Origin of the sequence: Microbispora oryzae (assembly GCF_017896165.1) — a bacterium.
GTDB lineage: Bacteria > Actinomycetota > Actinomycetes > Streptosporangiales > Streptosporangiaceae > Microbispora > Microbispora oryzae.
The window spans coordinates 250,278-269,127 of the sequence record NZ_JAFCNB010000005.1; the positions used below are offsets into that span (position 1 = coordinate 250,278).

Sequence of the window (18,850 nt, forward strand, 5' to 3'; positions counted from 1 at the left end):
CCGTCCGAGCAGGCTTGACCATATGAAGCTCGATTCCGCCGGTCTGGAGATCCTCGCCCGCAGCGCATGCCTCGACCTGCTGGCGTCCACTCCCATTGGGCGGATCGTCTTCACCGATCACGCTCTCCCCGCCGTGCAACCGGTCAACTTCAGCCTGCTGGACGGCGAGATCGTCATCCGTACGGGCATCGGCTCCAAACTGGCCGCCGCCGTCGCCAACTCGATCGTGGCGTTCGAGGCCGACGAGTTCGACCCGGTGCGGCGCACGGGCTGGTCCGTGGCCGCGGTGGGACACGCCCGGGTCGCGTCGGACCCCGGCGAGATCGACCGGCTGTCCCGGCTGCCGCTCACGCCCTGGGCTCCCGGCACCCGCGACCACTTCATCGTGATGGCCCCCGAGCAGCTCTCCGGCCGCCGGATCACCTCCTAGCCTCTGGATCCCCGTGCGCGCCCGGCCCCTCTCCCCGTCGCTGCTCGTCGAGGAACTCGCCGACCGGATCGCCGCGACTCCGGCCCCCTGGGTGCGCGTCGCCGTCGACGGCGCACCGCCGGCCGCGACTGATCGCCTCGCCGACGAACTCCTGGCCCCGCTGCGTCTGCGCGGCCGCGAGGCGCTGCGCGTGCCCGCCGCCGGGTTCCTGCGCCCCGCCTCGCTGCGCTTCGAGTTCGGCAGGACCGACCCTGACGCCTTCTACGACGACTGGCTCGACGTGGGCGGCCTCGTCCGCGAGGTGCTGGCGCCGCTGGAGCCGGGTGCCACGGGCCGCGTGCTGCCCTCGCTGTGGGACAGCGAACGCGACCGGGCGACCCGGGCCGCCCACGTCACACTGCCGCCAGGCGGGGTCGTGCTCGTGGACGGCCCGCTGCTGCTCGGCCGCGGCCTGCCGTTCGACCTGACCGTGCACCTGTCGATGTCGCCCGCCGCGCTCGCCCGCCGCACCGATGAGGACGACCGGTGGACGCTGCCCGCCTATGAACGGTACGAGCGGGAGGTCGACCCGGTGCGCACGGCCGACGTGGCCGTGCGCGTGGAGGACGTCCGGCGTCCCGCCCTGGTCACCGACGCGGGCTGAGCACAGGCGCGCGCCGGCCTCTCCGCGAGCGTGCCCGGCCCCCTTCATGATCGTTCACGGAGGGGCCGCTTTCGTTATGACCGACGACCGGTACGAGCGGTTGGAGACCGGTCGAGGCGGAGGAGTTCTGCGCGGGACGGCTTCCCCGGGCCGTCACGTCACAGGCCGTACTCCTCCAGCAGCCGCAGCCAGACCTCGCTCACGGTCGGGAAGGACGGCACCGCGTGCCACAGGTCGTCGAGGGTGACCCCGGCGGTCACCGCGATCGTCGCGGCGTGCAGCAGGTCGGCGGCCCCGGGCCCGACGAACGTCACCCCGAGCAGCACCCGCCGCCGCTCGTCGACCACCGCCTTGGCCCGGCCCCGGTAGCCGTCGCCGAGCAGATAACCGCCCGCCACCTTGCCCATGTCGTACTCGACCGTGCGGACGTCGAAGCCATCGGCACGGGCCTGCGCCTCCGTCAGGCCCACGGCGCACACCTGCGGATCGGTGAAGATCACCTGGGGGGCGCCCATGCCGTCGGCCCGGTCACGCATCGACGGCAGGTCGTCGGCCGTGCCCCTGGCCCGGGCCACGATCACGTCACCGCACAGCCGGGCCTGATACTTGCCCATGTGGGTCAGCAGGGTGATGCCGTTCACGTCGCCCACGGCGTAGAGCCAGCCGCCGTCCACACCGGTCGCCCGCATGCTGTCGTCGACCCGGACCGGACCGTCCTCCAGCCCGACGGACGACAGGCCGAGCCCGCGCGTCGCGGCGCGGCGCCCGGTGGCCACCAGGATCTCGTCGGCCGTGATCGTCCGGCCGCCGGAGAGGTGCACGGTCACCTCGCCCCCCGGCTCGGGCCGCTCGATCCGCTCGGCGCTCTCGTTCAGCAGGATCTCGATCCCCTGCTCCTTGAGCGACTCCGCGACCATCTCTCCCGCGTACGGCTCGACGCGCTCCAGCAGCCCGCCGCCGCGCACGACCATCGTGGTCTCGCGCGCGCCCAGGCCATGCAGGGCCTGGCTCATCTCGCAGGCGACCACGCCGCCGCCGATGACCACCAGGCGACGCGGTACGGCCCGGACCCCGGTGGCGTCCCTGTTGGTCCACGGGCGGGCCTCCGCCAGCCCCGGCACGGGCGGGACGACGGCCTCGCTGCCGGTGGCCAGCACGACGGCGTGCCGGGCCGTGAGTGACCGGACGCTCCCGTCTGGTCCGACGACCTCCACCTGCCGCGGCCCGGCCAGGCGCCCGCCGCCCCGGACCAGCGTGGCGCCGACCGAGTCGAGCCAGCCGACCTGTCCCTCGTCGCTGTAGCCGGAGACCATGGAGTCACGCCAGGCGAGGACGGCCTTGGGATCCACCGGGCCGGCCTCCAGGCCGGGCACCCTGCGCACCTCGCCCGCCAGGTCGAGCGGCCGCAGCAACGCCTTGCTGGGGATGCAGGCCCAGTAGGAGCACTCCCCGCCCACGAGTTCCTTCTCGACGATCGCGACGGTCAGGCCACCGGTCGTCACCCGGTCGGCGACGTTCTCCCCCGCAGGGCCCGCCCCGATGACGATCACGTCGAAAACGTCAGCCATGGAGACCTCCAACTGGTGCGGCCCGCCACGCGGCGCGGCAGGCGGTTCTCCCGTCCCAGACTGTCACGGCCGTCTCGCCGCGCGGGTGACCAGCCCCCGCCACGTTCGCCATGACGACCAGTCACGCCTGGTCACGGGCACCGAGCGCGGCGGCTGATCGGGTCCGGGGCGAGCCACGTTCCACGTGAAACATGGACGAGCCCGGGGCGACCGGCAGGCCGATCGTCCCGGGCTCGGTTCACCGTTCCTGGCGGACGGCGTCACGCCCTTGTCAGGGCGAGACCGATCCCGTGCCGGCCGGAGCCGCGAGGGCCGTCGGCGCACCCGCCGGGGTGGCACGCAGGCCCAGGCCGAGACCGACGAGCAGACCGAGGCCGCTCGGCGGGCACGGCGTCGCGGCGGTCGCCGTCGGGACCGCAGCCGTGCCGGTCGTGCCGCGGTTCAACAGGCGGGAGCCGAGACCGAGACCGACGTGCGCGTGCAGCCCGATGCCCCTGGTCCTGGGCCACATCGTCACGTTCGGCGTGGTGGCCGTGGTCGCCGTGGTGGCCGCCGCGACGGTCGGGACCGCGCTGGGCGTGACGGTCGGAACGGCCGTCGGCGCGACCGTCGGGACCGCGCTGGGCGTGATGGTCGGAACGGCCGTCGGCGTGACGGTCGGCTCAGGGGTGGGCGCCGGAGTGGCGGTGCCGTTCCCACCGAGCGAGACCCCGACCCCGAGCAGGAGGCTGAGGAGCGGAGCGCACGGCTCAGCCGCCGGGTCAGCCGCCGGGTCAGCCAGCGTGGTCGTCGCGGCCGGCGGCGCGGCGGCCGGCTGAACGATCGGCGCCGCGGCGGGCGCGACGGCGGGCGGGACGGGGGGCGTGATCGGAGCGGTGCCGCCGAACTCGACGAGATCCGACGGGGACGGCGAGGGCGACGGCGACGTGATCGTGATGACGGGCCGGTGATCGACGCTCTGCACCTGCCTGTCGCGCGCGGTCGTCTCGGTCGTGGTGCCCTGATTGTTATCGGGACGGATGCGAGAGTCCGAATTCTGCCAGTTGTACGGCAGCGCCGCGGCGCCGTTCTCGCCCTTCTGGAACGGCGTGATGACGAGCGTGAAGTCACGCAGCAGGAACTGCCGCTGCTTCTGGTGCTGGCGATCGTGCTGCCACTGCTTGTTCTTGGCCCGGCCCTTGTGGCGACCGTGTCCATAGCCGTAGGCATGACGCTGCATCGCCACACGGACGGGCCCTCCGCCGTTCACGTGCGTTACGCCACTGGTCGAGGCCACGACGGCCGGAGCCCCCAGCACCACGGCGCCACCGGCCACAACGGCACCGATCGCGAGGAGCCTGACAACATCGTTCCGCATGGGCATTTCACTTTCCCCCTTGAACGTACTTCTGGCCCGGCATATCCGGAAGGTGGCGGTAATTTCCGATTCGAGGAGACCAGCAGATCCGGCTGCCGGTGTTCTTGCTTTCCTGCCACCGGGCCAACAAACGGGGGTCACCACCTCTTTCCCTACACCTATCTCTTTATTAATGGCGTGCGGTGAATAGATATTGAATGTGCCTTATCGACACTGCACCCAGATTTCCGTCGCCAAATCGGCAGATCGTAGGATTATCTGGATATTCGAGGTAAGCCGGGAGATCGGGGCAGGCGCGCCCGGGCCGGACCAGCGCCGGTCACGAGGCGGCCAGCGCCTCGGTCGGCATGAGACGCGACGCGCGGACCGACGGGTACACCCCGGCCACCATGCCGACCAGCAGCGCCCCGCCGATGCCGCCCGCCGCGGCCGACGTGGGGATGACGGGTGGCCACCCCTGCGAGAGGGCGTAGGCGACCGTGGCGACCACCCCGATCAGCGTGCCGGCCACGCCGCCGAGGCCCGACAGGGCCACCGACTCCGTCAGGAACTGGACCCGTACGTGTCCCCGGGTCGCGCCGAGCGCACGTCTCAGGCCGATCTCACGACGCCGTTCGAGGACGGAGACCACCATCGTGTTCGCCACGCCGACGCCGCCCACCAGCAGGGCGACGCCCGCGAGGCCGAGGAACAGCGCGGAGAAGGCGCTCTCGGTGACCCGCTTGGCGGCCAGGGCGTCCGACGGCCTGCTGACCTGGACCAGGTCAGGCACCTGCGGATCGACCGTCGCGGCGAGCACGTCGCGGACGTCCTCCACCGCGTTCTCCTCGGCCTGGACGTAGACCACGGTCGGATGGCCGTCGAACCTGAGTAGCCGCCGGGCGGGATCCCAGCCCACCAGGACGGACTGGTCGAGTTCCGGCGCGAGGGGCAGCGGATCGAGGATGCCGACGACGGAGAACCACTGCCGCCCCACGTAGATCAGCGGCCAGTCCGCGCCGGGGGCAGGCCGGTCGACGCCCAGCCGTACGGCGGCCTCCCGGCCGAGGACCGCGACCGGGAACCGGTCGAGACCGGGGCTGAGGAACCGCCCCGCCGCGACCCGGCCGTGGACCACCTCCAGCAGGTTGGTCCGGGCGGCGAGCACGCTGATGCCGGCCGCGTCGCCCTCGTCGGCCCGGTCGGAGCGGGCCAGGACGGCGTGGGTGTTGGCCACCGCGCTCGCGGACAGCACCGGGCCGATGCGGGCCGCCATCCGGTCGGCCGACTCGGGCAGCAGCACGGGCGGGTCCTGGTTGGGTATCGGCTCGGCCCGCAGCATGCCGGTGCCGAGCGTGGCCAACTGGTCGATCACGGCCCGCTGGCCGGAGGCCGGAATGCCGGTGACGATGATCAGGGTGGCGATGCCGATGGAGACGCCGAGGGCCGACAGGGCCGCCCGCATCCTGCGGGTGCGGATGCCGAGCAGCCCGAGGCGCAGCACGTCGGCGGGGGTCAGCCGGACCGGGCGGCTGCCCGCGTCCCCCGCCCCCGGAAGGGACGGCCCCTCCACGCCGTTCACGTGGCGCTCCCCGGCGCCGCACTCTCCGACACAGCGCTCCCCGACACGGCGCTCGCCGATTCCGCACGCTCCGATTCCGCACGCTCCAATTCCGCACGCTCCGACGTCGCACCGGGTGTCGTGCTGCCCGAGTCGGCCACCACGCGGCCGTCGAGGATCTCCACCCGTCGCGGCGCCCGGGCCGCGAGGTCGCGGTCGTGCGTGACGATCGCGATCGTCGTGCCCTCGCCGTTCAGCCGTACGAGCAGGTCGAGCACGGCCTGGCCGTTGGCGGTGTCCAGGGCCCCCGTCGGCTCGTCGGCGAGGACCAGCGCGGGCCCGTTGACGAGGGCGCGGGCGATGGCCACGCGCTGCCGCTCGCCGCCGGAGAGCTGGTGGGGCCGATGGTCCACCCGGTGGGCCAGCCCCACCCGGTCGAGCGCCTCAAGCGCCCGCGGCCGCCGGTGCCGGTGCGCCACGCCCGCGTAGAGCAGCCCCGTCGTGACGTTCTCCAGCGCGGTCAGCCCCTCGGCGAGGTGGAACTGCTGGAAGACGAACCCGAGGCTGCGGCCGCGCAGCGCGGACAGCCGGCGGTCGCCGAGGGCGGTGACGTCCCGCCCGGCGATCTCGACGGTCCCCCGGGTGGGCCGGTCGAGGGTACCGATGAGGTTGAGCAGGGTCGACTTGCCGGAACCGGACGGCCCGACGATCGCGAGGAGCTCACCGCGTTCGATGACCAGTGAGACGTCGTCCAGGGCGGTGACCCCGCCCGGGTGGATCTTGCTCGCCCGGTGCACCCGCACGACGGGCGTGTCCGCCGGGCTCACGAGCTCGTCACCACCGTCAGGCCGGCGACGATGCCCGGCCCGCTGACCTCCACCATCCCCCTCGCGTACATGCCGGTCGTCGCGGCGATCAGCGCGCCGCTCCGCGCCTGCAGGGCATAGCCCCCCTCCCGCAGGGCGAGCAGCGCCGACACGGGCACCGCCAGGACGTTCTTGTGGACCCTGGTGGTGAAGACGACGTCGACCGGGGCGGAGTCGAGCGCCTTGACCGCCGAGCTCCTGACGGGCGTCACGGTGACGCTCACCTGAGGTTCGTTCTGGTCCGAGGAGTCGGAGGACTCCTGGACGGTCTTGCCCATCGCGGTCACCTTCGCGGCGATCTTCTTGTCGTCGGGGAGGACCATCGTCACCCGTTCTCCCTTGCGGACGATCCCGGCGTCGGAGGCGTTCAGGGAAATCGTGGCGACCTTGGCGGTGCCGGTCACGGTGAGGATGTCCCCGGCGACCGGATCTCCCTGCTGCGCCTTCACCGCGTCCACACGGGCCCGGCCGGGGAAGACGACGATCTGGCCGACGTCGAGGGTCCCTGTGGGGGGCAGGCCGCTGTCGGCCTGCCAGCGCCGCAGCGCGGACTTGAGCGAAGCGGTGAAGACGTCGCCCGGCGGCCGGTAGGCGATTCCCCCTTCCCGGCTCGCGGCGTCACCGGTGGCGGTCCGCTCCGGAGCCGTGGCGCCCGCCCACGCCCCTGCAGTCGCGCCCGGCCCCCCCTCTGTCGCGCCCACTGACGCGCCCGTCGTACGGCTGCCCACGTCGTAGCCGAGCGCGGTGAGGTTGTCCGCCACCAGCGTCACATCGCGGCCGATCATCCCCACCTGGCCGAGCTTGCGGAAGAGCGGGGTCGACCCGTAAAACGCGACGACAGGCCGGTCGTTCACCCAGTAGAGCGGCCGGCCCCGCGTGACCGGCGAGCCCGGCGCGGGCAACCGGGTGAGCGTGCCCGTCCCCGCGCCCCGGACCGGACGGGCCGCGCCGAAGCCCAGCCTGCCGGAGAGGTTGATCGAGTTCGACAGGTCGGTCCTGGTCACGGTGGTCGTCGCCACCGGGATCGCGGGGGCGCCCGGCGCGGGCTCCGTACCGTCCTGGCTGAGGGCGACCGCGCCCGCGCCGGCCGCGCCGACGGCAGCCAGCGCGATCAGGGCGACGGCGACGCGCCGCCCATGCCTTCGCTGCCTTCCTTGGGGTTCGGCCGTCACGACCGATCGACCTTCATCCGGGGCTCCTTCACGAGTTCCGACGCCCGGGGCCACTCGGCGTGCGACGGCCGTCCCCCCGGCAGAGCGACGAGCGTCGCGGGAGGATGTCAGGAAGGTGTCAGGAAGGCTTAGCCCTTCCGTGAGGGCGCTCCCAGCCGGTACGGAGCCGCGGCGTGGCCCACCTAAGCTCGGCGCTATGTGCGCATATGTCCTGATCGCAGAGGACGACGTCAAGCAGGCGGAGCTGGTCCGCCGCTACCTGGAGCACGAGGGCCACACCGTCTCCACCGTGCCCGACGGCCGGGCCGCGCTCGACGAGATACGGCGACGGACGCCGGACCTGCTCATTCTCGACGTCATGATGCCCAAAGTGGACGGCCTCGACGTATGCCGGATCGTGCGCGCCGAGTCGGGCCTGCCGGTGCTCATGCTCACCGCCCGGTCGACCGAGGACGACCTGCTGCTCGGGCTCGACCTGGGCGCCGACGACTACATGACCAAGCCGTACAGCCCCCGCGAGCTGATGGCACGGGTGCGCGCCCTGCTGCGCCGCTCCAGGGTTGCCGCGGCCGCGCCGGAGCCGGTGCTCCGGGTGGGCGGCCTGACCGTCGACCCGGTCCGGCACGAGGTCGCGGTCGACGGCGAGCGGATCGAGTGCACACCTGGGGAGTTCCAGATCCTGGAGCTGATGGCCGCGCAGCCTGGCCGCGTGTTCACCCGTGAGCAGATCCTGCTGCACCTGCACGGCTTCGACCGGTACATCACCTCGCGGGCCGTCGACGTGCACGTGATGAACCTGCGCAAGAAGATCGAACCGACCCCCCGCAGGCCCGTCCGCCTGGTCACCGTGCACGGCGTGGGCTACAAGCTCAACGACGAGGTCACCGCCGGGCCCGGCCGCCGGAGCGCGACCGATGCGGAGTGACTCGCTGCTGGTCCGGCTGCTCGCGGTCTCGGCGCTCGTCTCCGTGTGCTCCATCGGGGCGACCGCCTGGCTGACCGTGCGCAGCACCACCGTGGCGATCAAACAGGAGGAGGGTCAGGCGCTCGCCGACGACGCCCAGGCGTATCGGACCCTGCTCGGCTGGGCCGCGACGCACACCTCGTGGAACGGCGCGCAGGACACGGTGACCAGGCTCGCCCGCCAGATCGGCCACCGGATCACTCTGACGACCGAGGACCGGCGCGTCGTCCTCGACTCCGACCGGGGCTCGGTGACGCTGCCCGCGAAGCCCACCGCGGTCATCGAGCCGCTGGCCGTGGACACCGCCCTGGCCGGTGGCTCGTCCGCCGACCGGATCGATCCCCGGGCGGTCGGCCCGTTCCGCCTGCCCCGCTCCGAGCGCACCCGGCTGCGGGCCGTCGCCGAACAGCACGCCGACTGCCTGCGGACCAGCTTCGGCGCCGCCGCCCGCGTCGTGGACGGCCCGAGCGGCCGCCCGTACGTCGACGCCCCCACGGTCGACACCACGTTGATGGCGCGGTGCGGCGGCACGGCGCTCGACACACCGACCCCCACAGAGGCGAAGGCGCTCCGGCAGCTCAACGACCTAGTCAACACCTGTATGGCGCACCGGGGTGCACCGGAGGTGCAGGTCGGGCTGGACTTCACCTGGGCCCCGCTGCCTTCGGCCGCCGACCCCCGGGGGACCGCCGACCTCGTCTCCAGCGCGCCCGCCTGTCTGTCCAGCGGCCGGCACGAGCAACTCGCCCCCTATGTCGCACCGTCGGCGCTGTTGTTCGTGAGCAGCCGCGGCGGCGGAGCCTCGACCATCTTCGACCTGTCCCCCGGCAACCAGATCCGCATCGCCGGGGTCGCCGCCCTGGTACTGCTCATCACCGTCACGGCCACCGTCGCGGCGGGGGTCCGGCTGGTCCGGCCGCTGCGCGCGCTGACCTCCGCCGTACGGCGCATGGAGGCGGGAGACGGCACGGCCAGGGTCGACGTGCGCGGCCGCGACGAGATCGGCCGGCTCGCCGCCGCCTTCAACGCGATGTCGAGCCGCCGCGCGCAACTGGAGGACCTGCGCAAGAGCATGGTCAGCGACGTCGCGCACGAGCTGCGCACTCCGCTCAGCAACATCAGGGGCTGGCTGGAGGCCACACAGGACGGCATCGTCGCGCCCGACCCCGCGCTGGTCGCCTCGCTCCTCGAGGAGGCGGCGCTGCTCCAGCACATCATCGACGACCTGCAGGATCTCGCCGTCGCCGACGCGGGCGAGCTGGCGCTGCACAAGGAGCCCGTCCACGTTCCCGACGTGCTCGACCAGGTGACCACCGCACAGCGGAGCAACGCCGACGCCGCGGGCGTACGCCTCACCGCCGGTTTCGATGGGGAGCCGGAGGCGTACGCGGACCCGATGCGGCTGCGCCAGGCGATCGGCAACATCGTGTCCAACGCGGTGCGCCACACCCCGCCGGGCGGCGAGGTGAGCCTGCGGGCCCGGATGACGGACGGCGAGCTGGTGATCGAGGTCGCCGACACCGGTGTCGGCATCGCCCCCGAGCATCTGCCATTGGTCTTCGAACGGTTCTGGCGCGTGGACAAGTCCAGGACCCGCAGAACGGGCGGCAGCGGGCTCGGGCTGCCCATCGTGCGCAAGCTGGTCGAGGCGCACGGCGGCTCGGTGTCCGCCACGAGCACGCCCGGCCAAGGCTCGGTCTTCACCCTGCGGATTCCCACGACCGGGCCGTGAAACCGGGCCGTAAAACCAGGCCGTGAAACCAGGCCGGCATGTCCGGCCTGAGCGGGCGCCTGACACCCTCGGCACGGGCGTCCTCCACCGGGGCCGAGGACTACCGGACCCTCACCCGCGCCTGACGGTTTCCTGACATCCGCGCCCCATTCTCGTCCGCATGACCCGCATGACTCTCATGACTTGCCCGACTCGTACCAATCGCGCGACTTCGTTGGCCGCGCTGGGCGCCGCCGCCCTCAGCCTCATCGCTCTCACCGCCTGTGGCGGCGGCTCCGGCACCGCCTCGGCATCCGGGCGGACCGGCCAGGTCGCGTCGCTGGTCACCGCTTCACCCGCAGGCTCGACGTCCGGCAACACATCCGGCACCACGTCGGCCACCACAGCCACCGGCACCTCCAGCACCACCGCGGCCGCCTCGGGCGGAGACACGGCCTCCCAGGGGCAGTCGTCGGACGAGGAGAAGCGGCCCCAGCTGCGCCTGGACAGCACCCCCGAGGAGATCACGAAGCTGCGGATGGCCTACGCCACCTGCCTGAAGGACCACGGAGCGCCCGACCACGTGGCCAGGACCGACGCGGACGAGAAGGCCGAGACGGCTGCCCGCAAGGCGTGCGAGAACAAGATGCCCCTGCTACCGCCCGAGATGGATCCCCAGCGGAACCCGCACTACGCCGACGCGGTGCGCAAGCAGGTGAAGTGCATGAAGGACCGCGGGCTCAAGGTCAGCCTGGTGCCCTCCACCACCTCCGACCCGAACAACATCTCCTGGAGGCTCGACTCCATGCCCGGCGAAGATGTGCCCCTGCAGGACATCCAGGACGACTGCCGGATCGCGGGGTTCGGCGGCGGCCGGGCCCTCGCCCCCGGCCCCGCCTGACCCGGAATGCCTGATCTGTACGGCCAGAACAGGCAGCCTGATCCGGGCTGTCTGAACCGGGCTGCCTGAACCGGGCTGCCTGAACCGGGCTGCCTGAACCGGGCTGCCTGAACCGGGCTGCCTGAACCGGGCTGCCTGAACCGGGCTGCCTGAACCGGGCTGCCTGAACCGGGCTGCCTGATCCGAGACCGCCTTGCCCCGGAGCCGGTCCGGGGCCCGGGGAGGTGACGGAGGCCCCTCCCCGGGTACCGGACCAGGCATGACGTCTCGACCGGACCAGCTCGCGAGCCTCGACCCGTTCGACATCCTCGACGCCGAGGCGGCGCGCCTCGACCGCCACTTCTCATCGCTGGACGGCGACGCCTGGAACCGGCAGTCCCGCTGCGCCGGGTGGACGGTGCGCGACGTGCTCGCCCACCTCGCGGGCGAGGAGCTCTACAACCACGCCTGCCTCGACCGGGACGTCGACGGCTTCTACGAGATGCTGGAACACGAGGGCGTACGCGGCGGATACGAGGAGTTCAACGAGTGGTGTGTGCGCAGGCGGCGCCGCCTGCCGGTGGAACAGGTGCTCGACGAGTGGCGCGGCAAGAACGCCCAGACCCGGTCGCGGATGCGCGAGCTCGGCCGGGACGGCTCCCTCGCCACCGCCGTCGGGCCCTACCCGGCCGGACTGCAGGCGTTCCACTACAGCTCGGAGTTCGCCACGCACGCCGACGACGTCGGGGTGCCGGTCACGGACGATGAGGCGTCCGGCCGGCTCGGCTGGCGGACGCGGGTCGGCCTGTTCGCGCTGGACGAGCGGGGATCCCAGGCCACCGTGGAGCCGGCGGACAACGGCGGCCTGCGAGTGTGGGTGGACGGCCGCAGCACCGTCCTCTCCCCACAGGACTTCGTGGACGCGACGGTCGGCAGACTGCCCGCCGGGCACCCGATCGATCCCCGGGTCAGCGGCGCGCTGCGCTGCCTCGCCTGAGCGCCCAGCCTGAGCGCCCAGCAGCCGCCCGGCCCGGCCCGGGGCCGGCCCGGGGCCGGCCGGGCCACGGTAATAACCCGCGGGCCGCGACGGGAGCGGGCTCGGCGCCACGCGCGGGTCCGCGCACGAGGGGTGCCCCGCCTGCGGCGGTCTCCGGCCTCGGCGAAAGCCCCCGTGGCCGTACGGCTGACGACTGGGTGACCGGAACCTGTGCGATAGCAGTTTGTTGGGCCGGAGATTGTGCGCCCTGAGCTTCTGCGCCCGGGGACTGTGCGGCCGGGGCTGTCGCGGTGCCTGTCGCGGTGCCTGTCGCGGTACGGCCCGGTCGCGGGCTGATCCGGAGCCACGGCCCGGCGGGACGCCGGAGCGGACGGACGCCGGGACGCGCCCCGGCTCGCGGAGCGGCCGGCCTCCTGCGCCGGTCGTCTCCGTCCGCGCCTCTGCGCGCCCGGAATATCACGCGCGTCGACGCGCGCGGCGATAACGGTCTCATGAACGGTGTCATGCGAAGTCCCCACGTGAAGACGGCCTGATAAGGCCGTTATGCCGGGGGGATCCAGACGTGTCGCTCATCTCGTCGTGCAGGCGATTGGCGACGGCACGTCAACCATGCACCGGGATGGACCACAATCGCAATCAGCCGCGCCGAAGAGAAACGGTTTGCCCACCTCGATCCGCCATACCGGGAGATGGGCGGCGCACCCGGACGGCGTGGCCGTCGGGGGGCACGGGCGGGCGCCGGGGGGGCGCCGGGGGCACGAGCCCGCGTGGACACGGGGTCAGGGCAGCCAGGAGACCCGTCCGCGCAGCACGCCGTACCCGACGAAGGCCACGACGTCGATGAGCGTGTGGGCGACGATGAGAGGCATCGCCCGGCCCCAGCGCCGGTAGAGCCAGCCGAAGACGACGCCCATCACCACGTTGCCGACGAACCCGCCGAAGCCCTGGTAGAGGTGGTAGGAGCCGCGCAGCACCGACGAAAGCCCCACCGAACGCCACGGCGTCCACCCCAGTTGGCCGAGCCGGTGGAGCAGATATCCGCTGACCAGCACCTCCTCGAGCACGCCGTTCTGGGCGGCGTCGAGCACCAGCACAGGGATCCGCCACCACACGTCCGGCAGGTTGTCCGGCACCACGTTCAGGTTGCCGCCCGCGGCGTAGACGACCAGATAGAAGGCCAGGCCGGAGCCGCCGATCCCGGCTGCGAGCAGGACTCCGCGCAGCAGGTCACGGCCCCGCTCCCGGGTGTCCACCCCGATGGTCCGCAGCGACTCGCCGGATCGGGCGAGCAGGTAGGCGACGAGCCCCACGGGCGCGACGTTCACCGCCATCTGCGCGAGGTGAAGTGACAGGTCAAGCCAGGGACGCCCGGGCGCGTACGAACCGTTGAGCACGGCGTGCTGACCGCTCAGCGCCTTCGGCGCGGTGAGCGCGCCGATCAGCTGGATCAGCGAGATGAGCCCACTCGCGCCGAGCGACACCGCGAAGACGGCTGTGATTTCCGGCCCGATGAGCCGCGGCGTCAGGCCGCGGAGATCGCCCGGCTGAGCTTCTCCCGGCTGAGCATCTCCCGGCTGACCTGCTGCCTGCTGAACTCCTGCCGGCTCGTCTGCTCCCTGGCGATCGTCACCTGACCGACCATCACCTGGCCGACCGTCACCTGGCCGACCGTCACCCGTCATGCCGGCCGCTGCGGCGGACGGCCGCCGCAGTGCCGTTTCGTCGTCCATGCCCGCAGGTTAGCGCCCCATCCTGGTCCGGAAGGGACCAGCGGGAATCAGCGCGGATCAGTACGGATCAGTACGGCAGGGTGCGGGAGACGAAGGGCTTCGCGACGAAGGCCGCCTTGAACTTCGGGAACGCCACCGTGGCCGCGTTGCCGTCCGAGGTGTACCGCTCGGCGGGGTTGCTCTTGAGCCAGTCGAGCCACGCCATCGAGCAGAACTTCTTGCAGTCGCCGACCTTCTCCTTCGACCGGATGCGCGGGATGCCGATCGGGTCGAAGTCCTTCGTGAACGGCGACGGGGCCGGCGTGTATCCGGCCAGGAACACACCGCGGTAGTTGTAGCTGACGCCCTTGGCCGACCCGTGCAGCGCCCACTCCTTCTTGCTCGGCTGGTTGCCGTACGGCAGGGCGAGCGTCACCGGCGGGGTCTTGATCAGCGACGTGATCAGGTTCTGACCGGCGACGATCTGCCCCTCCACCTCCTCCTTGGACTTGCCGAGGAGGTTGATGTGGTCATGGGTGTGGTTGCCCAGGTCGAAGCCGTTGTCCTTCAGCCACTGCAGGACCTGGAGCTGCTCCTCCTGCCGCGCCTTGCCGAACATGTCCTTGATGACATAGAAGGTCGCGACCGGACGGAAGCCCGGGTGCTTGCTCGCCACGTCCATCAGAATGCCGACGGCCGAGTCGGGCATCGGCTTGCCCGTGCCGTCGAGCGCGACCTGCGACGGCGACGAGTCGTCGAACGTCAGCACGACGGGGTGCTTACCGGCCGGGATGTCCATCTTCCCGGTCACGTATTCGGCCGCGGTGACCGGAACGTAGTCTTCGGCCGCGAGCCGCTCCAGCTCCGCGCGGAAATCCTGCGGCGAACGGTCGTCGCCGGGCGGCGGGTTCTTCACGATCCGGTGATACATGATCACCGGCACCTGGCCCAGCTCATTGGCCTGGACCCGGGCGGCCTCCCGCATCTCCGCTTTTCTGGCCGACGCCTCCGCGGCCATCTTGTTCTGCTTCGTACCGTGCGAATCCGCCTGCTTGGCCGATCCGCCCTGCGATCCGCACGCGGACAGCGCGACGGCACTCAACGACGCCACTGCCAGGCCGGCAACCCGGAAGCGTCCCATGGATCCCCCTCAGCGGGCCGCGGTTGACGATGAGCGACTCCTACCCCGCCCATCAGATGTTCTCACGGAGAGTAGAACAAACAGCACGCTGCGTGTATCTCCGAAAGAATTACCGCGCCCCACGTGTCCCGCGCCGGGAGCCGCCGGGAGCCGCCGTGTCCCGTCAGACCTGCGGCTCCGCGCAGAAGGCGACGCCCTCGCCGGCCAGTTCGACCGGCCCGTCCGCGGCCGGCACGAAGACCGACTCCCCGGCCCGCAACTCCGTGCCGCCGACGCGTACGGAACCCTCCGTACACAGGACGATCCTGGGCAGCGCGCCGTCGAGGACCTGTCCGGCCCCGGGCGTGATCCGGCGCAGCAGGAAGTCGGGCACCGGGGGCGCGTAGGCCCCGTCGACGGCCGGGACGGGCAGCGGCTGCGCGTCCGGCTCGGTGATGCGCAGCAACTCGTCCACGTCGATCCGCTTGCCGGTGAGCCCGGCCCGCAGCACGTTGTCGGACGAGGACATGATCTCCACGGCGAAGCCCTCGAGATAGCAGTGCAGCACCCCCGCGCCCAGGTAGAGCGCCTCTCCGGGGGCGAGCTCGTGGCGGCGCATCAGCAGCGGCGCGAGGACGGCCGGGTCGTCGGGATAGCGCCGGGCCAGCCGCCCGACCAGGGCGTAGTCGGGCTGGTGGACGCAGGAGGCCGCCCACACGACCTGGTCGACCAGCTTGCGCCGCGTGTCCGGCCATTCCAGCAGCGTCCGCAGCGCGCCGAGCATGTCGCCCTGCTCCAGCGACTCGACGACCGGCGTCAGCGCCTCCACCTGGAGCCGGTCGACGAGCATCGCGGCCTGCTCGGTGGACCGGAAGCCGGCCAGCCCCCGGAACGGCGTGAGCGCGCAGACCATCTCCGGCTTGTGCCAGGAGTCCGCGTAGTTCTCATCACCCCGGGCGTGTCCCGCCGCGGCCTGGGCGGCGTCCGGATGCACCTGGAGCGACAGCGGCCGGCCGACCGCGATCAACTTCATCAGGTACGGCAGGCGCCCGCCGAACCGGTCGGCCACCGCCCGGCCGAGTGTGCCCTCCGGGTCGCCGGCGATGGCGTCGGCCAGCGTCACCGCCCCGCCGTCCCGGACGAACCGGGACGGGCTCGACGGGTGCGCTCCCAGCCACATCTCCGCCTCGGGCCCGGACGCGGGCCGGCCGAGCAGCTCGGCGATGGCCGTACGGGAGCCCCAGGCGTAGTCCTTGATCGGGTTGGTGAGCAGTTCCACGTCGTCCTCGCGTTCGATGGCCGGACCGGGGACGGGCCGCGGTCCGGCGTGACCGTGCCGGAGATTACCGGCCTTGAGACTAACAAGCGGGACGGATTACCCCCGAGCGACCGACCGCCGTGGCCCTGCCCCCGACCCTCATCTACTCCTCACCCGCTCCTCGCCCGCTCCTCATCCGGCCCGGACCCGCAGGTCAGGGCCGTGCCTCGTTGACGCATCTCAGCACGGGCCGGCGGACGAGCGCCTCGCGGTCGAGGTCGCCGCCCGTGACGTGGAAGACGGCGGTCTCGCCGGGGAGCAGCGTGACGAGCTGGTCGTCCACGGTCGCGCGGGGATCGAGCCGGTCCGGGAAGAGGGCCAGGTCGCGGACCACGGTCCGGGCGGTGACGGTGACCCGCAGGCCGTCCCCGTCCTCCTCGACCGTCGTGTCGAGCTCGGCCGGCGGATAGGCCATCGCCGGGTCCTCCGCGCCGAAGCGCAGCGCGCGCACTCCGCCCAGGGTCGCCACGAGCACCTCACCGGCCGGGTCGCCCGGCCGGAGCAGCACGGGAGGCAGCTCGACCGGGACCGCCGACCGGGACGGGACGTCCACGGCGAAGCCCTCCTTGACGAGCGGCTCGCCCGCGAGGGTCCGGCGCTCGACGGCGAGTTCGCCCGCCCACGGCTCGTCCGTGTCGTTCACCACCACCAGGTCGTCGCCCTGGAAGGTCAGCAGCCGGTCGGCGAAGGCCCGCCGCATGGCGTACCAGAGCGGTTTGCGCCGCCCGCCGCCGTCGACCGCCGCCCAGGAGGTGACCGGCCAGCAGTCGTTGAGCTGCCACACGATCGTGCCCATGCAGTACGGCATGAGCGAGCGGAACCGCTCGACGCCGAACGTCATCGCCCTGGCCTGGTTGAGCTGCGTGTAGTAGTGCCAGTCGGCGAACCCGTCCGGCGCGGGCAGGTGGTCGCCGAGGCCGCGCAGCAGCTTGAGATCGCCGTCGATCGCCTTCTGGTGGTGGGCGACGCCGGGCGACTCGGGGGTCAGCGGCTCGTCGGTCACCGACGCGCGCAACGTCGCGTACGTCGGCGGGCCCTGGAAGCCGAACTCCGCCACGAAGCGCGGCGTGTAGGCGGCGTAGTGCGTGTAGTCGTGGGTGTTCCAGACCGACCAGATGTGGGTCGTGCCCTTGGTGGGGTCGTTGGGCCTCAGTTCGGGAGAACCCGAGTAGGGCGTGCCCGGCCAGTACGGGCGGGTCGGGTCGAGCTCGGCGACGATCCGCGGCAGCAGGTCGAAGTAGTAGCCGCCGCCCCAGGTGCGGCCCGCCAGGCTGTCCCGCCAGCCCCAGTCTGCGTGGCCCTCGATGTTCTCGTTGTTGCCGCACCACAGGGCGAGGCTCGGGTGGCACGCGAGCCGGGCGACGTTCTCCCGGGCCTCCGCCTCCACCTCGCCGCGGAACGGCTCCTCCTCGGGGTATGCGGCGCAGGCGAACGGGAAGTCCTGCCACACCAGCAGGCCCGTCTCGTCGGCCAGGTCGTAGAAGTCCTCGCTCTCGTAGAGCCCGCCGCCCCACACCCGCAGGAGGTTGGCGCCCGCGCCGGTCGCCTGGGCGAACCGCTCGGCCAGCCGCTCGCGCGTGAGCCGCGAGGGAAAGGTGTCGTCGGGGATCCAGTTGAACCCCTTCACGAACACCGGACGGCCGTTCACGACGAGGGTGAAGGCGTCGCCGGCACGGTCGAGCCGCACCGAGCGGAACCCGATCCTGCCGGTCCACTCGTCGTGGTCGCCCAGCCGGACCGTCAGGTCGTACAGCGGCTGCCCTCCGTACTCGCGCGGCCACCACAGGGCGGGCGCGGGCACGGTGAGCGCCACCACGGCCCGCCGCGCGCCCGCCGGCAGCACCGCGGTCGCGGTGACGCCGGCGACGGATGCGGTCAGTTCGAGCGGCTCCTCGGACGCGCGGTCGACCGTCACGTGCACCTCGACCTCGCCGTCCGGGCCCTCCTGACCCCGGCCGGTCTCGGCCAGGGTCACGAGGGGACGCACCTCGGCCAGCCGGGCGACGCTCCAGGTCTCGACGCCGATGGGCCGCCAGATGCCCGCCGTCACCAGCGTGGGCCCCCAGTCCCAGCCGAAGTTGCAGGCCATCTTCCGGATGAACTGGTACGGCTCGGCGTAGGCGCCCGGCCGGTCGCCGAGCGCCGCCCGCCGCCCCTCCGCGTAGCCGTACGGCGGGGCGAACTGCACCTTCAGCGTGTTCTCGCCATCCCGCAGCAGGTGGCGCACCGGGAAGCGGTACGACCTGTGCATGTTCGCCGTCGTGCCAAGCTCGACGCCGTTCAGCACGATGGCGGCCGCCGTGTCGAGGCCCTCGCAGACGAGGTCGGCGCGCTCGCCGGCGGTGCCGTCCCACTCGAACACGGTCTCGTACGCCCAGGCCGTGCGCCCGATCCAGGTGAGCCGCGTCTCGTTGTCGTCGAGGTACGGATCCTCGATCAGCCCGGCGGCCAGCAGATCGGTGTGGACGCAACCGGGCACCGAGGCCGGAAGCCCGGCGACCACCGGGCGCAGGTGCCCGGTGGACGACACGGCCGTGACGGTCCACCCGTCGTGCAGGGGACGGTACGAGCTCAC

The 18,850-nt window shown here is 72.4% G+C and carries 16 protein-coding genes; 6 read left to right on the forward strand and 10 right to left on the reverse strand.

The window, feature by feature from the left end; all coding sequences use genetic code 11:
• Window positions 1-22: 22 nt before the first annotated feature.
• Together JOL79_RS12080 and JOL79_RS12085 are read left to right on the forward strand one after the other, a co-directional pair.
• A complete protein-coding gene (locus JOL79_RS12080; RefSeq protein ID WP_210155847.1) occupies window positions 23-430 on the forward strand; it encodes a pyridoxamine 5'-phosphate oxidase family protein in 408 nt (135 codons plus the stop codon).
• 13 nt (window positions 431-443) lie between these two features.
• Window positions 444-1,073, forward strand: coding sequence for a nucleoside/nucleotide kinase family protein (locus JOL79_RS12085; RefSeq protein WP_210155848.1), 630 nt, complete (start codon window positions 444-446; stop codon window positions 1,071-1,073).
• A 158-nt stretch (window positions 1,074-1,231) separates the two neighbouring features.
• Here the strand turns inward: JOL79_RS12085 and JOL79_RS12090 are convergent, their stop codons facing one another.
• The 5 genes from JOL79_RS12090 to JOL79_RS12110 all read right to left on the reverse strand — a co-directional run bounded on the left by JOL79_RS12090 (window position 1,232) and on the right by JOL79_RS12110 (window position 7,576).
• Complete coding sequence (locus tag JOL79_RS12090) at window positions 1,232-2,641, reverse strand: dihydrolipoyl dehydrogenase family protein (RefSeq protein WP_210155849.1); 1,410 nt, start codon at window positions 2,639-2,641, stop codon at window positions 1,232-1,234.
• A 271-nt stretch (window positions 2,642-2,912) separates the two neighbouring features.
• Window positions 2,913-3,998 carry a hypothetical protein gene (locus JOL79_RS12095; protein WP_210155850.1) on the reverse strand — a complete coding sequence of 362 codons (1,086 nt, stop codon included), beginning with the start codon at window positions 3,996-3,998 and terminating at the stop codon, window positions 2,913-2,915.
• Window positions 3,999-4,317: 319 nt separating this feature from the next.
• Complete coding sequence (locus JOL79_RS12100; RefSeq protein ID WP_307848495.1) at window positions 4,318-5,559, reverse strand: ABC transporter permease; 1,242 nt, start codon at window positions 5,557-5,559, stop codon at window positions 4,318-4,320.
• The gene (locus tag JOL79_RS12105) at window positions 5,556-6,365 is read right to left on the reverse strand and encodes an ABC transporter ATP-binding protein (protein ID WP_210155851.1); all 810 of its coding nucleotides are present in this window, start codon (window positions 6,363-6,365) and stop codon (window positions 5,556-5,558) included. The genes JOL79_RS12100 and JOL79_RS12105 overlap by 4 nt, the downstream gene beginning before the upstream one ends.
• Window positions 6,362-7,576, reverse strand: coding sequence for an efflux RND transporter periplasmic adaptor subunit (locus JOL79_RS12110; RefSeq protein ID WP_210155852.1), 1,215 nt, complete (start codon window positions 7,574-7,576; stop codon window positions 6,362-6,364). The genes JOL79_RS12105 and JOL79_RS12110 overlap by 4 nt, the downstream gene beginning before the upstream one ends.
• Window positions 7,577-7,772: 196 nt before the next feature.
• Here JOL79_RS12110 and JOL79_RS12115 point away from each other — a divergent pair, with 196 nt between their 5' ends.
• The 4 genes from JOL79_RS12115 to JOL79_RS12130 all read left to right on the forward strand — a co-directional run bounded on the left by JOL79_RS12115 (window position 7,773) and on the right by JOL79_RS12130 (window position 12,128).
• A complete protein-coding gene (locus tag JOL79_RS12115) occupies window positions 7,773-8,501 on the forward strand; it encodes a response regulator transcription factor (protein ID WP_210155853.1) in 729 nt (242 codons plus the stop codon).
• On the forward strand, window positions 8,491-10,272 hold the full coding sequence (locus tag JOL79_RS12120) for a sensor histidine kinase (RefSeq protein WP_210155854.1): 1,782 nt from the start codon (window positions 8,491-8,493) through the stop codon (window positions 10,270-10,272). The genes JOL79_RS12115 and JOL79_RS12120 overlap by 11 nt, the downstream gene beginning before the upstream one ends.
• A gap of 160 nt (window positions 10,273-10,432) precedes the next feature.
• Window positions 10,433-11,152 carry a hypothetical protein gene (locus JOL79_RS12125; protein ID WP_210155855.1) on the forward strand — a complete coding sequence of 240 codons (720 nt, stop codon included), beginning with the start codon at window positions 10,433-10,435 and terminating at the stop codon, window positions 11,150-11,152.
• A gap of 259 nt (window positions 11,153-11,411) precedes the next feature.
• Window positions 11,412-12,128: a maleylpyruvate isomerase family mycothiol-dependent enzyme gene (locus tag JOL79_RS12130; RefSeq protein ID WP_210155856.1), complete on the forward strand. Its 717-nt coding sequence runs from the start codon at window positions 11,412-11,414 to the stop codon at window positions 12,126-12,128.
• A gap of 779 nt (window positions 12,129-12,907) precedes the next feature.
• On the opposite strand, the gene JOL79_RS12135 is transcribed toward JOL79_RS12130, so the two are convergent.
• The 5 genes from JOL79_RS12135 to JOL79_RS12150 form a co-directional block, all read right to left on the reverse strand.
• Complete coding sequence (locus tag JOL79_RS12135) at window positions 12,908-13,609, reverse strand: CPBP family intramembrane glutamic endopeptidase (RefSeq protein WP_307848496.1); 702 nt, start codon at window positions 13,607-13,609, stop codon at window positions 12,908-12,910.
• A gap of 41 nt (window positions 13,610-13,650) precedes the next feature.
• On the reverse strand, window positions 13,651-13,788 hold the full coding sequence (locus tag JOL79_RS33950) for a hypothetical protein (protein ID WP_230984719.1): 138 nt from the start codon (window positions 13,786-13,788) through the stop codon (window positions 13,651-13,653).
• 137 nt (window positions 13,789-13,925) lie between these two features.
• Complete coding sequence (locus JOL79_RS12140; RefSeq protein ID WP_210155857.1) at window positions 13,926-14,978, reverse strand: polysaccharide deacetylase family protein; 1,053 nt, start codon at window positions 14,976-14,978, stop codon at window positions 13,926-13,928.
• A 163-nt stretch (window positions 14,979-15,141) separates the two neighbouring features.
• Window positions 15,142-16,236 carry a mannose-6-phosphate isomerase, class I gene (manA, locus tag JOL79_RS12145; protein WP_210155858.1) on the reverse strand — a complete coding sequence of 365 codons (1,095 nt, stop codon included), beginning with the start codon at window positions 16,234-16,236 and terminating at the stop codon, window positions 15,142-15,144.
• A gap of 193 nt (window positions 16,237-16,429) precedes the next feature.
• Complete coding sequence (locus JOL79_RS12150) at window positions 16,430-18,850, reverse strand: glycoside hydrolase family 2 protein (protein ID WP_210155859.1); 2,421 nt, start codon at window positions 18,848-18,850, stop codon at window positions 16,430-16,432.

Excerpts from the sequence above, each read along its gene's own strand:
- JOL79_RS12130 (WP_210155856.1), top strand. The coding sequence starts at position 11,412 with ATGACGTCTCGACCGGACCAGCTCGCGAGCCTCGACCCGTTCGACATC.
- JOL79_RS12125 (WP_210155855.1), top strand. The coding sequence starts at position 10,433 with ATGACCCGCATGACTCTCATGACTTGCCCGACTCGTACCAATCGCGCG.
- JOL79_RS12095 (WP_210155850.1), bottom strand. The coding sequence starts at position 3,998 with ATGCGGAACGATGTTGTCAGGCTCCTCGCGATCGGTGCCGTTGTGGCC.
- JOL79_RS12080 (WP_210155847.1), top strand. The coding sequence starts at position 23 with ATGAAGCTCGATTCCGCCGGTCTGGAGATCCTCGCCCGCAGCGCATGC.
- JOL79_RS12115 (WP_210155853.1), top strand. The coding sequence starts at position 7,773 with ATGTGCGCATATGTCCTGATCGCAGAGGACGACGTCAAGCAGGCGGAG.
- JOL79_RS12120 (WP_210155854.1), top strand. The coding sequence starts at position 8,491 with ATGCGGAGTGACTCGCTGCTGGTCCGGCTGCTCGCGGTCTCGGCGCTC.
- JOL79_RS12090 (WP_210155849.1), bottom strand. The coding sequence starts at position 2,641 with ATGGCTGACGTTTTCGACGTGATCGTCATCGGGGCGGGCCCTGCGGGG.
- JOL79_RS12140 (WP_210155857.1), bottom strand. The coding sequence starts at position 14,978 with ATGGGACGCTTCCGGGTTGCCGGCCTGGCAGTGGCGTCGTTGAGTGCC.